This window comes from Micromonospora sp. NPDC049374 (genome assembly GCF_040677165.1).
GTDB lineage: Bacteria > Actinomycetota > Actinomycetes > Mycobacteriales > Micromonosporaceae > Micromonospora.
This window is the reverse complement of sequence record NZ_JBFAQH010000015.1, coordinates 105,850-119,966: the sequence shown is the minus strand read 5'-3', so window position 1 is coordinate 119,966 and position 14,117 is coordinate 105,850. Positions and strand designations below refer to the sequence as shown.

Genomic DNA, 14,117 nt, shown 5'->3' with positions numbered 1-14,117 from the left:
CAGGCCTATCCGACCGGACGGCCACGCCAGGACAGGCGTCGCCGCTTGCGCAGATGGTACGACCGCAGCGTCAGCCAACCGAGGACCGCGACCGACACGGGGTGGCTCAGCGCGTCGGGCCAGGCCCGACCGCCGGTGGCCCGGGCGCTGACCACCCGCCCGGCCACCCCCGCCAGGTACGCGCCCACGGCGACCCCGGCCACCGTCGGGGCGCCGGCGAGCAGCGCCACGACGGCCACCAGCGGCGGTGCGGTGTAGAGCGCCAGCAGCAGGGTCAGCACCACGGCCGCGGCGGTCGGGTGCCCGAACGAGGCCCACAGCGACTTGGTGTAGCCGTCGCGCAGCTGCGGCCAGTCCTCGTACATCCGGCAGCTGGCCAGCCGGGCGCCGTCGGCGAGGGCGATCCGGCCGCCGGCCCGCTTCACCGCCCGGGCCAGCTCGATGTCCTCCAGCACCTTGTCGGCGACCGCCGCGTGCCCGCCGGCCCGCAGGTAACCGGCCCGGTCGACGACCAGGAACTGCCCGCCGGCCGCGGCCAGCGACGGCCGCGGCGAACGCTCCATCGCCCGCAGCGGCAGGAAGGTCAGCCACAGCCACTGCAACAGCGGCTGCACCAGCCGGTCGGCCACCGTCCGCACCACGATCCGTGGGTACGGCGACAGCAGCGTCGCCCCGGCGGCGCGCAGTTCGGTGACCGCCGCCGCCACGGCGTACGGTTCGAGCACCACGTCGGCGTCCACGAAGACCAGTGCGGTGGCCGACTCCCCGCCGCGGGTGGCCAACTGCCAGCAGGCGTGCGGCTTGCCCAGCCAGCCCGCCGGTGGGGTCGCCCCGGTGAGCAGGGTGACCCGGGGGTCGTCGGCGACCACCGCGCGAACCACCTCGGCGGTGCCGTCGACCGAGCCGTCGTCGAGCACCACGACGCGCAGCCCGGGCACTCCCCGCTGGGCGAGCAGGGCGCGCAGGCACGGGGTGACCCGGGCGGCCTCGTCGCGCAGCGGCAGCAGCACCGTCACCGTCTCGCTGACCTCCACCGGTCGGTCGGTCGGCCGGCGCAGCCAGCGGCCCGCGTTGACCACGGTGTGCGCGGTCAGCACGGTGACACCGAGCAGCAGGATCAGCGCGACGGTCATGCCGCCACGTCGACCGGGGAGCGTGGCGAACCGGTGTCCCGGTCGCGGGTCCGCCGGGCCCGCAGCAGGGCGACGGCCAGTGGTACGGCGACCACCGCCATGCCGGCCGCGCCCCACACCGCCGAGGCGGGCAGGTCGAGGAAGACGGCGTGGGCGAGCACGCTGGAGCCGTACGTCCACAGGTAGAGCGCGTACATCGGCTGGTCGCCGGTGCCGGTGGTGGCCACGGTGGATCCCGCGAGCGGGCGCAGCGCGGTCATCATCAGCACCGCGAACAGCAGCCAGCCCAGGTAGTTGCTGACCGGGATGCCGGGCAGTCCGGGCAGGGCCGGTGTGGCATCCCGCCACACCCAGTGCCCCTCGGCCACCATCTGCGGGTCGAGGAAGAGATCCCAGGTGGCCAACCCGACGGTGGCCAGCGCGATCCGGCCCGGCCAACGCCACCGACCGGATGACCCGCCGGTGATCCGGGTGGCCGCCAACCAGGCGGGCCAGGCCATCCAGGTCCAGGCCAGCGGGATGATCAGCGGTACTCCGGCCAGTTTCGGGCCGAGCTGGCCGGAGTAGTCGTAGCTGCCGAACGGGAAGCCGGTGGCCACGCCGAGCGCCTCGATGGCGAACCCGCCACCGGTGGCCACCGCGACCAGCGCCGCCGCCGCCCGTGGCCCCCGGGTGGCCAGGGCGTGACCGACCGAGAGCAGGTAGCCGAGCACGACGGTGGCCACGGTCAGCCGGGCCCGGGTGACCCCGCCGGTCAGCGGGTAGCAGATCTGCGCCAGTACCAGCAGGGCCAGCAACGTCCAGGCGTAGCCGCGGGCCGGTGCGCGTGCGGTCATGACCGGGCAGGCGGTGGGGTCGGCACCGACGGCTGTGGTGTCGATCCCGGCACGGGCAGCGGCAGGTCCCGGCCGAGCACCCCGAACGGGCGTTCGTCGCCGGGGAAACGGAAGTCGCGCAGCACGTCGACGAAGCCGAACCGGCGGTACAGCCGCCAGGCGCGCGAGGTCTGCTCGTCGGCCTCCGGGGTGGACAGCAGGGTGGTGGCGCCCTCGGCCATGGTGAGCAGGGCGCGCAGTTGCCCGGCGCCCAGCCCGTGCCCCTGAGCCGGTGGCCGCACGTGCAGCTCGACCACCTCGAAGCAGTCGGTCAGCCAGCGCCGCCGGGTGGGCTGGTCCAGTGCCCGCCAGACCTGGTCGTGCCACCACTGACCGGCGGCACCGACGTAGCCGTACCCGAAACCGGCCAGCTGGCCGGAGCTGGTGAGGCTGGCCACGGCGCGGAAGCCGGGCCGACGTACGTGGGTGGCGATGTAGCCGCGACGGGCCTCCAGCAGGTCGGCGCGGTAACCCATCGCCTCGCCGTAGACGGCCACCACGTCGTCCAGCCGCCGGAGGAGATCGTCCGGCGTCCACCGCACCAACCTCATGCCCGCTCACCCTTCGCCGGGTCACCGTCGTCGGTGACCCACCCCAGTACCGTCCGGTCGCCGACCACGTCCCGCACCTCGAACCGGGCGAAGAGTTCCTCCGCGTACCACCGCTGGGTCTCCGTCCGGATGATCGCGGCCCGGTGCTGCGGGTGACGGTACGCGAACGCCACGAGATCCGCCGGTTCACGCCACACGCTCACCGTGCCCTGCCAGCCCAGGGGTGCCTCGCCGACACCGAAGCGGGCCAGCAGCCCGGGTGCGGCGTGCAGGGCCGCGGCCACCGGCGGGACCGCCCGCCAGAAGGTGAGTGCCCGGGTCGGGCGTAGCCGCGCCCGGGTCAGCGCCAGCACCGGGCCGGTGACCCGGCCGCCGGCGGGCGCACCGAACGGCCGCCGTCCGGACCATTCACCCCGGCTGGTCAGCGGTCGCAGGTCGAGCCGGACGCCCGCGCGGGCGAGACCGGACCAGGCCCGCGCCACCGGCGAGTCGGCGAACCGGGCGGCCGCGGCGGGGGAATCCCAGACCGTCAGCGCCGCCCACCGGGTCAGGTCCGCGTCGCCGGGCCCGAAGCCGGTGCCGGTCCCGGTGCCGAGCAGCTTGCCGAACCGTACGCCGGGCAGGGCACGCAGCCGGCGCGGGTCGACCGCCATCCGGGTCAGTGCCCGGCCCACGGCGGCCGGTGCGATCCGCCACACGTGCAGGGTGACCAGCTCGGGGACGCTCTCCGGGTGACTCACGCCGCCACCTCGCTGCGCTCGCCGCCGGCGCGAGGCACCACTGTGCTGTGCCTGATGGTTCGCTCGCTTCGCTCGTTCACGCCACGTCGGTCGGGGTCCCGCCGGTGACCCGGAGCAGCTCGGCGTAGGTGGTGGGGAAGACCGCCTGCGGTACGCCGCCGGCGGCCCAGATCTCGTCGTACTTGTCCAGGGCGGTGTCGACAAGCGTGCGCAGCGGCTGCGGGTGACCCACCGGGGCGACCCCGCCGATCACCTGCCCGGTGTGTTCCTTGACGAACTGCGGGGTGGCCCGGCGCAGCCGGGTGACGGCGAGCCGGGTGGCCAGCGCGGTGGTGTCCACCCGGTGCGCGCCGGAGGTGAGCACCAGCAGCGGGCTTCCGTCGGCGTCGAAGACGAGCGAGTTGGCGATGGCGCCGACGTCGACGCCGAGTGCCTCGGCGGCGGCCGCGGCGGTGTGCACGGCGTCGGGCAGCAGGCGGACCGTGGCGGGTGCGTCGGAGCCGTTCCGGGCGTTCGCGGCATCGAGCGCGTCCTGCACCGCCCGGACGTTCGGGTGTGACTGCATGCCGCCATTCTTCCCGGTACGCGGACCGCCCGCGCCACCGCCCAAGTTGGTGTGCGTCGTGCGTTGCGTTTTCGTCGGAGGGAGGGTGTACTGTCAGCAGCAGTTAGAACGAGTGTTCGATTGCCTCGAACGTTCGTTCCAACCCCTCTCGGGGGCGGGTGTTTCGCGGCACCGGCTTCCGACAGGTGCGGTGCCGCGGACCGCACCTGGGCTCCGGGCAGTCGCGAGTCCGGGCCCGTCAGGCAGGACCGTCGTCCGCCGCCCAACGACCCCCGGGCGGCGGACGATGGACCCGCCGGTACGCCGGCCGGGTGTGGTGTGGGGAAGCTCCGCACCCGGCCGGCCACCCACCTGGTGCGTCTTCCTCCGCACCGACCGCCGCGGGTCGCCGCGTCGACGGCTCCGACTCCGTCGCGCGCCTGCCCGCCCCGGCTCATCTGGAGGAGACCAATGCCGACCAGCCCGGCTCAGGCGCCGACGGTGCCCGCGAACGTGCTGCCGCACCGTACTCCCGTCCAGTTGCTCGCGGTGGCCCGGCAGGGGCTCGCCGAGGCCGCCCGGACCGGCCCCGATGGCCTCCGGTACGCCGCCGCTCACCTCGCAGCCCTGCGTGCCGCCGCGGCGGTGCTCGCCGCCCGTGCCCGTCCCGCGCCCACCCGACGCCACCGGATCACCAGCGTCTGGGTCCTGCTCGCCAGTGTCGCCCCCGAGCTCGACGAGTGGGCCGGCTACTTCGCCCTCGGCGCCGGCAAACGAGCCGCCGCCGAGGCCGGTATTCCCCGGGTGGTGACCGCCCGGGAGGCCGATGACCTGCTCCGCGCCGCCGAGGAGTTCGTGACGGTGGTGGAGGCGGCACTCGGCCTGGCGCACCAGCCGGCGATCGACGGTCTCGCCGCCTGAGCCGCGGCGTCCGGCCACCGTTGGCGGGACCCTAGGGTGGCCGGACGCCGCCCCGCCACACACACGTTCTTCTGATCCACGACAGCACCATCCACGGGCCGGATGTCCGTGGCGATGACGGGGGAGGTCCGATGGCGGGCCGCATGGTGGTCGGTTCCGCCGCGCTGGCCGGGCTGGTCCGCCCGGCCAGCGCACCCGACCCGGCGGGTGGGCACCGGGTGCTGCCCGTGCGGCCCGAGTTGACCGGGTTGCTGCCCAACCGGGGGCTGCGGCGCGGCAGCACCATCGCGGTCGGTGGCGGGCAGACCCGACCCAGCGGCACCACCTCGTTGTTGCTCGCGCTGCTCGCCGAGGCGTCCCGCGCCGGATCCTGGTGCGCCGTGGTCGGGATGCCGACCTTCGGGGCCGGGGCGGCAGCCGAGGCCGGCATCGTCCTGGACCGGCTCGCCCTGGTGCCGCAGCCCGGTCCGGAGTGGCCCACCGTCGTCGCCGCGCTCATCGACGGGGTCGATGTGGTGGTCACCGCGGTCCCGTCCACCGTCTCCGCCTCCGTCGCCGACCGGCTGGCCGCGCGGGCCCGGCAACGCGGCAGCGTGCTGGTGCCGTACGGCCGGTGGGACGGCGCGGACGTGACGCTCCAGGTGGTCCGTGGGATCTGGCAGGGGCTCGGGCCGGGGCGGGGCCGGTTGCGCCGTCGGGAGGTGACCATCTCGGCTCGCGGGCGGGGCGCCGCCGCCCGACCCCGGGAGGTCAAGGTCTGGTTGCCCGGTGACGAGCTGACCCGGGTCGTGCCCGGCCCGGCCGCCGCCGCTCGGTCGGGTGCCACTCGGCTGCGGGTGGTGGCGGGCCGTGGGTGAACCGGTCCGGACACTGCTGCTCTGGTGCCCCGACTGGCCGGTACTCGCCGCCGAGATCGTCGACGGGGTGCCCGCCACCGGGCCGGTCGCCGTGCTGCACGCCAATCGGGTGATCGCCTGTTCCGAGCGGGCCCGCGCCGAGGGGGTACGCCGGGGGCTGCGTCGGCGGGAGGCGCAGGGTCGCTGCTCCGGGCTCACCGTCGTCGACCACGATCCGGGGCGGGACGCGCGGGCATTCGAGCCGGTGGTGGCCGCCGTCGAGGAGGTGGCGGTCGGGGTCGAGGTGATCCGCCCGGGGGCCTGCGCGCTGGCCGCCCGGGGGCCGAGCCGCTATCTGGGTGGTGAGGAGGCCGCCGCCGAGCGGATCGTCGAGCACGTCGCCCTCAGTTGCGCGGTGGAGAGCCAGATCGGTGTCGCCGCCGGGGTCTTCGCCGCCGGTCTGGCCGCCCGCGAGGGGCGGATCGTGCCGCCCGGCGGGACACCGGAGTTCCTGGCCGGTCAGCCCGTCGAGGCGCTCGGCCGCTCCGCCCTGGCCGACCTGCTGCGCCGGCTGGGGGTGCGTACGCTCGGCGACTTCGCCGCGCTGCCCGCCGGCGACGTACTGGCCCGGTTCGGGTTCGACGGGGCGCTGGCCCACCGGCTGGCCGCCGGACGGGACGACCGGCCGCTCGCGGTGCGGCGCCCGCCGGTCGACCTGACGGTCACCGCCGACCTGGACGAGCCGATCGACCGGATCGACGTGGCGGCGTTCGCGGCCCGGACACTGGCCGAGCAGCTGCACGAACGGCTCGCCGGGCACGGACTGGCCTGCACCCGCCTGGGCATCGAGGCGGTCACCGCGCACGGCCAGGAGCTGCACCGGGTCTGGCGGCACGACGGGCTGCTCACCGCGGCGGCGATCGCCGACCGGGTCCGCTGGCAACTGGACGGCTGGCTCTCCGGTGCCCGTCGCGGCGGTGACCGGCCGGCCCGTCCCACCGCCGGAATCATCCGGCTGCGGCTGCTGCCGGACGGAGTGCTGGCCCAGGCCGGCCTGCAACCGGGGCTGTGGGGGGAGACCGGTGCGGAACGCGAGCGGGCCCACCGCGCGCTGAGTCGGGTGCAGGGCCTGCTCGGTCCCGAGGCGGTGGTCACCGCGGTGCTCGGTGGTGGACGGTCCCCGGCCGACCAGACCCGGCTGGTGCCCTGGGGCGACGAACGACTCCCGGCCCGTCCCGGTGGGCGGCGGGCGGGCGCCGGGCCGGCTGTACCGTCCTGGCCGGGGCGACTGCCGCCGCCCTCGCCGGCCGTGGTGCTGCCCACCCCGCTCGCCGCGAGCGTGCTCGACGCCACCGGTGCGCCGGTCGTGGTGAGCGCCCGGTTGGCGATGAGCGCCCCACCGGCCCGGCTGAGCATCGGCACGATGCCTCCGCAGCCCACCGGCTCCACTCCCGCACCCGGTTCCGCCCCTTCGGCCACCGCCCCTTCGGCCACCGCCCCTTCGGCCACCGCGCTCCGTGGGGGCACGGTCGCGTCGGTCGAGATCGTCGGTTGGGCCGGTCCGTGGCCGGTCGACGAGCGGTGGTGGGCACCGGCCGAGGCCCGCCGCCGAGCCCGGTTCCAGGTCCGCCTCGCCGACGGCAGCGCCCTGCTGCTCGCCGTCGAGTCCGGCCAGTGGCTGGTGGAGGCGCTCTATGACTGACGGGGCACTCGGGCCGGCGGGCTTCACCAGTTGCGGCATGTCGGGGCATCTGGGCCGGTTGAGGGCACGAGGCACGGCGTCCTGCGCGACGGCGGGGTGGCGGCGGTGAGTTTCCACAACCCCCGGCTGCCGTGGTCGGAGTTGGAGCGGGTGCTCTCCGGGCGGTCGGGCGGCGGGAAGGGCGGCGGCGGGAAGGGCAGCGGCGGCGGGAAGGGCGACGGTGCGGGGCGGCACCTGCATGTGGTGGATCCCCTGGCGGTCGACGCCGACGGAGGTGACTCGCCGGCCTGGAGCCGGCGGCGGGAGCACTACCGACCGCCGGAGCTGACCCGGCCCGACGACGTGCCGCCGTACGCCGAACTGCACGCACACACCAACTTCAGTTTCCTCGACGGTGCCAGCCACCCCGAGGAACTGGCCGAGGAGGCCGTCCGGTTGGGGCTCACCGCGCTCGCCGTCACCGACCACGACGGTTTCTACGGCGTGGTGCGGTTCGCCGAGGCGGCCCGTGCGCTGGGCCTGCCGACGATTTTCGGAGCGGAGTTGTCTCTCGGCCTGCCCGGTCCGCAGAACGGCGTACCCGACCCGCACGGCAACCACCTGCTGCTGTTGGCCCACGGTCACGAGGGGTACGCCCGGCTGGCGGCGACAATCGCCCGCGCCCAACTGCGTGGCGGTGAGAAGGGCCGCCCGGTCTACGGCGAGCTGGAGGAGATCGCCGCCGACCTGCGGGACCACGTGCTGGTGCTCACCGGCTGCCGCAAGGGGCACGTGCCGGCCGCCCTGCTCACCGAGGGGGTCGACGCGGCGGCCCGCGAGCTGGACCGGCTCACCGCACTGTTCGGCGCGGAGACGGTGGCGGTGGAGCTGACCGACCACGGGCATCCGATCGACGGCGACCGCAACGACGCCCTGGCCGAGCTGGCAACCGCCGCCGGCCTGCCCACGGTGGCCACGAACAACGTGCACTACGCGACTCCGGGGCGGCGTCGGCTGGCCACCACCCTCGCGGCCGTCCGGGCCCGGCGCAGCCTGGACGAGATCGACGGCTGGCTGCCCGCGGCGGGTACCGCCCACCTGCGCGACGGCGCCGAGATGGCGGCCCGGTTCGCCGCCTACCCGGGCGCGGTGGCCCGGGCCGCCGAGTTCGGCGCCGAGCTGGCCTTCGATCTTCAACTCGTCGCGCCGCAGCTGCCGGCGTACCCGGTGCCGCCGGGGCACAACGAGATGAGCTGGCTGCGCCACCTCACCGAGCGGGGTGCGCGGGAACGCTACGGCCCGCGCGAGGCGCACCCGCAGGCGTACGCGCAGCTCGACCACGAGCTGAACATGATCGAGGAACTGGGCTTCCCCGGCTACTTCCTGGTGGTGTACGACATCGTCGACTTCTGCCGGCGGGCGGACATCTACTGCCAGGGCCGGGGTTCGGCGGCGAACTCGGCGGTCTGCTACGCGCTGCGGATCACAAACGTGGACGCGGTCCGGCACCGGCTGCTGTTCGAACGGTTCCTGGCACCCGAGCGCGACGGGCCGCCCGACATCGACGTGGACATCGAGTCCGACCGCCGGGAGGAGGTCATCCAGCACGTCTACGCCCGCTACGGCCGGGAGCACACCGCCCAGGTGGCCAACGTGATCTCCTACCGGCCCCGCTCGGCGGTGCGGGACGTGGCCAAGGCGTTCGGCTTCCCACCCGGCCAGCAGGACGCGTGGAGCAAGCAGATCGACCGCTGGGGCGACGTGGCCACGGTGGACGTGCCGGAGATCCCCGAGCAGGTGGTCGCGTACGCCAACGAACTCCAGACGTTCCCCCGGCACCTGGGCATCCACTCCGGCGGCATGGTGATCTGCGACCGGCCGGTGATCGAGGTCTGCCCGGTGGAATGGGGGCGGATGCCCGGCCGCAGCGTGCTCCAGTGGGACAAGGACGACTGCGCCGCCGTCGGCCTGGTCAAGTTCGACCTGCTCGGCCTCGGCATGCTGTCGGCGTTGCACTACGGCTACGACATGATCGGGATGAGCCTGGATCTCGGCGACATGACGCTTGACGACCCCGAGGTCTACGACATGCTCTGCCGGGCCGACTCGGTCGGGGTGTTCCAGGTGGAGAGCCGGGCCCAGATGGCCACCCTGCCCCGCCTGCGGCCCCGCGAGTTCTACGACCTGGTGGTCGAGGTGGCGCTGATCCGGCCCGGGCCGATCCAGGGCGGCTCGGTGCACCCGTACATCCGGCGCAAGAACGGCCAGGAACCGGTGACCTTCGCGCATCCGCTGATGCGCAACGCGCTGGAGAAGACCCTCGGCGTGCCGCTGTTCCAGGAGCAGCTGATGCAGCTCGCCATCGACCTGGCCGGCTTCGACGCGGCCGAGGCCGACCAACTGCGCCGGGCGATGGGCGCCAAACGGTCGGTGCAGCGGATGGAGCAGATCGCCGACCGGCTCTACCGGGGCATGGCGGAGCGCGGCATCACCGGCGAACTGGCCGACGACGTCTACCGCAAGCTCACCGCGTTCGCCAGCTACGGATTCCCGGAGAGCCACGCGATGAGCTTCGCCTACCTGGTCTACGCCAGCTCCTGGCTGAAGCGCTACCACCCCGGTCCGTTCCTGGCCGCGCTGCTGAGTGCCCAGCCGATGGGCTTCTACTCGCCACAGACCCTTGTCGACGACGCCCGCCGGCACGGCGTGCAGGTACGCCGACCGGACGTCAACGCCAGCGACGCGAAGCCGGTGCTGGAATCCACCCCGGACACCCGCTGGGGCAGCCGGGCGGGTGAACCACCGCACGCCTGGGGGCTGGGCGGTCCGGCGGTCCGGCTCGGGCTGTCCAGTGTGCGTACCCTCGGCGACGGCGTGGCCGAGCGGATCGAGGCCGAGCGGACAGCGAACGGCCCGTACCGCGACATGCCGGATCTGGCCCGGCGGGTGGGTCTGACCGCCGCGCAGTTGGAGGCGCTGGCCACCGCGGACGCGTTCGCCTGTTTCGGGTTGACCCGGCGGCAGGCGCTCTGGGCGGCCGGCGCGGCGGCCCAGGAGCGGCCCGGTCGGCTGCCCGGCACGGTGACCGGTACGGCGGCACCGGTGCTGCCCGGGATGGAGGAGGTGGACCGGCTGGTCGCCGACGTCTGGGCCACCGGGCTGTCGCCGGAGAACCATCCGGCCCGGTTCATCCGGCCGCAGCTGGACGCCGTGGGCGCGGTGCCGATCGACCGGTTGGGCCGGGTGGAGCCGGGGCGGCGGATCCGGGTCGGTGGGATCGTCACCCACCGGCAGCGGCCGGCGACCGCCGGTGGGGTCACCTTCCTCAACCTGGAGGACGAGACCGGCATGCTCAACGTCACCTGCTCGCCGGGGCTGTGGCAGCGGCACCGGCGGGTGGCCCGCACCAGCACGGCGTTGGTGGTGCGGGGCCGGCTACAGCGGCACGAGGGGGTGGTCAACCTGGTCGCCGACCGGCTGGACCCGATCGAAGCGCCGGTCCGCCCCACCTCCCGCGACTTCCGATGACGGCGGGACGACGGCCGACAGGTGCCCCCTGGCGGTCTGCTCCCGGCTGACTAGGCTCGACCGGGTGGAACAGACCCCAGGCCCGGCCGGGCCGCCGCTCACCCCCCGTACCGCCGTGGTCTGGTCGGTGCTGCGCGCCGAGTTGGACCGCCGGCCGGTCGCCGAGCTGACCGTGCTGGACGTGGGGGGTGGCACCGGCGGCTTCGCGGTGCCGCTGGCCCGGGCCGGGCACCGGGTGACCGTGGTCGACGCCAGTCCCGACGCGCTCGCCGCGCTCAGTCGCCGAGCCGCGGAGGCCGGGGTGGCCGGGCGGGTACGCGCGGTGCAGGGTGACGCTGACGCGCTGGCCGGCTTGATCGAACCGGCAAGCGTCGACCTGGCGCTCTGCCACGCCGTGCTGGAGGTCGTCGACGACCCGGCACCTGTGGTGTCCGCGCTGGCCGGCGTGCTGCGACCGGGCGGGGCGGCGAGCGTGCTGGTCGCCGGGCGGGCCGCCGCGGTGCTCGGCCGGGCGATGAACGGGCACCTCGACGTGGCCGCGACGCTGGCCGCCGACCCGGCCGGCGCCGCCGGCACCCGGGACACCCTGCGCCGCCGCTTCGACGTCGAGGGCGCCGCCGCGCTGCTGACCGCCGCCGGGCTCACCGTCGAGGAGATCCACGGCGTACGCGTCCTGGCCGACCTGCTGCCCGCGGCGGTGGCGGACGGTCAGGCCGCTGCCCTGGTCGAGTTGGAGCGGACGCTGGCCGGGCAACCACCCTGGCGGGACGTCGCGGCCCAGCTGCACCTGTTCGCCCGCCGCCCGGCATGACCGGCCTGATCGGTCGGGCCCGACCGCTGGAGGTCGTCGCACCGGGCTACGGCGGTGGAAGCCTCGCCGACGTGCTGCCCAGCGCGCTGGCCGTGCTCGGTGTCCCCGGTGCCACGGACCCGCTCGGCCTCGCCGCCGAACTGTCGGGGGTGCGCCGGATCGCGGTGCTGCTTGTCGACGGCCTCGGCTGGTACCAGATCCCGACCGCCGCACCGTACGCGTCGACGCTTACCGGACTGACCGCCGCGTCCGGCCGACCGCTCACCTCCGGTTTTCCCTCCACCACTCCGACCAGCCTGGTCACCCTGGGCACCGGCGCGGCACCCGGTGTGCACGGGGTGCTCGGCTTCACCGTGTGCGTTCCGGGCACCGAACGGGTGCTCAACCACATCGAGTGGCGCGACGGCGATCCCGATCCGCTGCGCTGGCAGCCGGTCCCCACCCAGTTGGAACGGGCGCGGGCGGCGGGTGTGGCGGTGACCGTGGTGAGCCGGCCGGAGTTCGGCGGTACCGGCCTGACCCTGGCCGCGAACCGGGGCGGTGACTACCGGGGTGCGGCCGGGGTCGACGCGGTGGCCGCCACCACGCTTGCGGCGCTGACCGCCGGCCCCGGCCCGACTCTCGTCTCCGCCTACCACCCGGACGTCGACCGGCACGGTCACCTCAGCGGCGTCGACTCGCTGCCGTGGCGGGTGGCGGTGACCGAGTTGGACGGGTTGTTGGCCCGGTTGGTGGACGGGTTGCCGCCCGACGCCGCGCTGCTGGTCACCGCCGATCACGGGCAGCTCGACATCCCCGCCGGAGATCGGTTCGACCTGGACACCGACCCCCGGCTGACCGACGGGGTGCGGGTGGTGGCGGGCGAGCCCCGGGTGCGTTACCTGCATGTCGCCCCGGGGGCCACCGCCGACGTGGTGGCGGCCTGGTCGGCCGTGCTCGGCACCGCCGCCCGGGTGCTGACCCGCGAGGAGGCGGTGGCCAGCGGCCGGTTCGGGCCGGTGGCCGCCGGCCACCTGGACCGGATCGGCGATGTCGTGGTGGTCTGCAACGACACGTACGCCGTGCTGGCCAGTCGGTCGGAGCCGCCGATGGTCTCCCGGTTGGTGGCCTTCCACGGCGCGGACACGGCGGCCGAGATGACCATTCCGCTGCTTGTGGTGCGGGGCTGACCGGCCGGAATGTCACAGCCGCGGGCTAATCTGCGCGGGTGGGCCGCAGCCAGTCGCTACCCCGGGGCGGCGATCCCCGGTTCGGGCCCGGCGCCGACGACGCCGGGTGCCCGATCCTGCACGTCGACATGGACGCCTTCTACGCCTCGGTGGAGGTTCGTCACCGCCCCGAGCTGCGTGGTCGGGCCGTCGTGGTCGGCGGGGTCGGTCCGCGCGGGGTGGTCAGTTCGGCCAGCTACGAGGCCCGGCGGTACGGCGTACGCAGCGCCATGCCCACGATGCGGGCCCGTGCGCTCTGCCCGCACGCGGTCTTCCTCGCTCCCGACTTCGCCCGCTACACGGCGGCCTCGCGGGCGGTCATGCAGATCTTCCGTGACGTCACGCCGCTGGTCGAGCCGCTCTCCCTGGACGAGGCGTTCCTCGACGTCGCCGGTGCTCGGCGACTGTTCGGTCGGCCGGCGACGATCGCTCGCCGCATCCGGGAGCGGGTCGCCGAGGAGCAGAGGCTGACCTGCTCGGTGGGGGTCGGACCGAGCAAGTTCGTGGCCAAGCTCGGCTCGACCCGGGCGAAGCCCGACGGTCTGCTCGTGGTGCCGGCCGACCGGGTGCTCGAGTTCCTGCACCCGCTACCGGTCGCCGCGCTGTGGGGGGTGGGGGAGCGTTCCGAGCAGGCACTGCTGCGGCTCGGTCTGCGTACCGTCGGTGATCTCGCACAGGCTCCGCTGGGCATGCTGCGGACCGCGCTCGGCGAGGCGGCCGCCGCGCACCTGCACGAGCTGTCCTGGGGTCGCGACCCGCGCCGGGTCAGCCCGGAGCAGGCCGAGAAGTCGATCGGTGCGGAAGTCACCTTCGATGTGGACGTCGACGATCCGGACGAGATCCGCCGTACGCTGCTGGCCCTGGCCGAGAAGGTCGGAGCCCGGTTGCGGTCCGCCGGGCAGGTGGGGCGGACGGTCTCGCTCAAGGTGCGCACCGCCGATTTCCGCACGGTGAGCCGGGCCCGCACCCTGGACGTGCCCACCGACGTGGCCCGGGAGATGTTCGACACGTCCTGGGCGCTCTACACCGCGCTGGACCCGGGTGAGCGGATTCGCCTGCTCGGTGTCCGGGCGGAGGGACTGACGGCGGCGGACCAGACGCCGCGGCAACTCGCCCTCGGGCAACCGGAGCGGGGCTGGCGGGAGGCAGAGGTCGCCGCCGACGCGGCGGCTGCCCGTTTCGGGCGGTCCGTCATAGGACCGGCCAGTCTTCTCACCGGGCGCGATCCCCGACGAAATGAAAATCCGACCCGGCCGTAGGTCGTCCCGCTTTCCGACGCGCGAGGGCCC

At 74.9% G+C, this 14,117-nt stretch carries 12 protein-coding genes; 7 read left to right on the top strand and 5 right to left on the bottom strand.

The annotated features are described in order from the left end of the window. Positions 1–5: 5 nt before the first annotated feature. The 5 genes from AB0J93_RS23530 to AB0J93_RS23510 form a co-directional block, all read right to left on the bottom strand. Entirely contained in the window at positions 6–1,133 is a 1,128-nt protein-coding gene (locus AB0J93_RS23530) for a glycosyltransferase family 2 protein (RefSeq protein WP_363924475.1), read from the bottom strand. Beyond that, positions 1,130–1,969 (bottom strand): carotenoid biosynthesis protein, encoded by an 840-nt coding sequence (locus AB0J93_RS23525; protein ID WP_363924473.1) that lies wholly within the window; start codon positions 1,967–1,969, stop codon positions 1,130–1,132. The genes AB0J93_RS23530 and AB0J93_RS23525 overlap by 4 nt, the downstream gene beginning before the upstream one ends. Then, complete coding sequence (locus tag AB0J93_RS23520; RefSeq protein WP_363924472.1) at positions 1,966–2,559, bottom strand: GNAT family N-acetyltransferase; 594 nt, start codon at positions 2,557–2,559, stop codon at positions 1,966–1,968. Before AB0J93_RS23520 ends, AB0J93_RS23525 begins: the two co-directional genes overlap by 4 nt. Next, positions 2,556–3,299 carry a monooxygenase gene (locus tag AB0J93_RS23515; protein WP_363924471.1) on the bottom strand — a complete coding sequence of 248 codons (744 nt, stop codon included), beginning with the start codon at positions 3,297–3,299 and terminating at the stop codon, positions 2,556–2,558. Before AB0J93_RS23515 ends, AB0J93_RS23520 begins: the two co-directional genes overlap by 4 nt. Positions 3,300–3,375: 76 nt before the next feature. Then, positions 3,376–3,864, bottom strand: a complete 489-nt coding sequence (locus AB0J93_RS23510; RefSeq protein ID WP_363924470.1) for a YbaK/EbsC family protein — start codon at positions 3,862–3,864, stop codon at positions 3,376–3,378. Positions 3,865–4,314: 450 nt separating this feature from the next. Here AB0J93_RS23510 and AB0J93_RS23505 point away from each other — a divergent pair, with 450 nt between their 5' ends. From AB0J93_RS23505 to AB0J93_RS23475, 7 genes are all read left to right on the top strand, one after another. Then, positions 4,315–4,764: an SAV_6107 family HEPN domain-containing protein gene (locus tag AB0J93_RS23505; RefSeq protein ID WP_093401173.1), complete on the top strand. Its 450-nt coding sequence runs from the start codon at positions 4,315–4,317 to the stop codon at positions 4,762–4,764. Between the two features lie 131 nt (positions 4,765–4,895). After that, the gene (locus AB0J93_RS23500; protein ID WP_363924469.1) at positions 4,896–5,621 is read left to right on the top strand and encodes a hypothetical protein; all 726 of its coding nucleotides are present in this window, start codon (positions 4,896–4,898) and stop codon (positions 5,619–5,621) included. Further along, a complete protein-coding gene (locus AB0J93_RS23495; RefSeq protein WP_363924468.1) occupies positions 5,614–7,302 on the top strand; it encodes a DNA polymerase Y family protein in 1,689 nt (562 codons plus the stop codon). The genes AB0J93_RS23500 and AB0J93_RS23495 overlap by 8 nt, the downstream gene beginning before the upstream one ends. 105 nt (positions 7,303–7,407) lie before the next feature. Beyond that, complete coding sequence (locus AB0J93_RS23490; protein ID WP_363924467.1) at positions 7,408–10,809, top strand: error-prone DNA polymerase; 3,402 nt, start codon at positions 7,408–7,410, stop codon at positions 10,807–10,809. A 46-nt stretch (positions 10,810–10,855) separates the two neighbouring features. After that, positions 10,856–11,620 (top strand): methyltransferase domain-containing protein, encoded by a 765-nt coding sequence (locus tag AB0J93_RS23485; protein WP_363924558.1) that lies wholly within the window; start codon positions 10,856–10,858, stop codon positions 11,618–11,620. Next, entirely contained in the window at positions 11,617–12,789 is a 1,173-nt protein-coding gene (locus AB0J93_RS23480) for a nucleotide pyrophosphatase/phosphodiesterase family protein (RefSeq protein ID WP_363924466.1), read from the top strand. Before AB0J93_RS23485 ends, AB0J93_RS23480 begins: the two co-directional genes overlap by 4 nt. Before the next feature lie 38 nt (positions 12,790–12,827). Further along, positions 12,828–14,087: a DNA polymerase IV gene (locus AB0J93_RS23475; protein ID WP_363924465.1), complete on the top strand. Its 1,260-nt coding sequence runs from the start codon at positions 12,828–12,830 to the stop codon at positions 14,085–14,087. Positions 14,088–14,117 lie beyond the last annotated feature (30 nt).

Coding starts and splice junctions, on each gene's coding strand:
- AB0J93_RS23530 (WP_363924475.1), bottom strand. CDS start 1,133: ATGACCGTCGCGCTGATCCTGCTGCTCGGTGTCACCGTGCTGACCGCG.
- AB0J93_RS23525 (WP_363924473.1), bottom strand. CDS start 1,969: ATGACCGCACGCGCACCGGCCCGCGGCTACGCCTGGACGTTGCTGGCC.
- AB0J93_RS23520 (WP_363924472.1), bottom strand. CDS start 2,559: ATGAGGTTGGTGCGGTGGACGCCGGACGATCTCCTCCGGCGGCTGGAC.
- AB0J93_RS23510 (WP_363924470.1), bottom strand. CDS start 3,864: ATGCAGTCACACCCGAACGTCCGGGCGGTGCAGGACGCGCTCGATGCC.
- AB0J93_RS23505 (WP_093401173.1), top strand. CDS start 4,315: ATGCCGACCAGCCCGGCTCAGGCGCCGACGGTGCCCGCGAACGTGCTG.
- AB0J93_RS23500 (WP_363924469.1), top strand. CDS start 4,896: ATGGCGGGCCGCATGGTGGTCGGTTCCGCCGCGCTGGCCGGGCTGGTC.
- AB0J93_RS23480 (WP_363924466.1), top strand. CDS start 11,617: ATGACCGGCCTGATCGGTCGGGCCCGACCGCTGGAGGTCGTCGCACCG.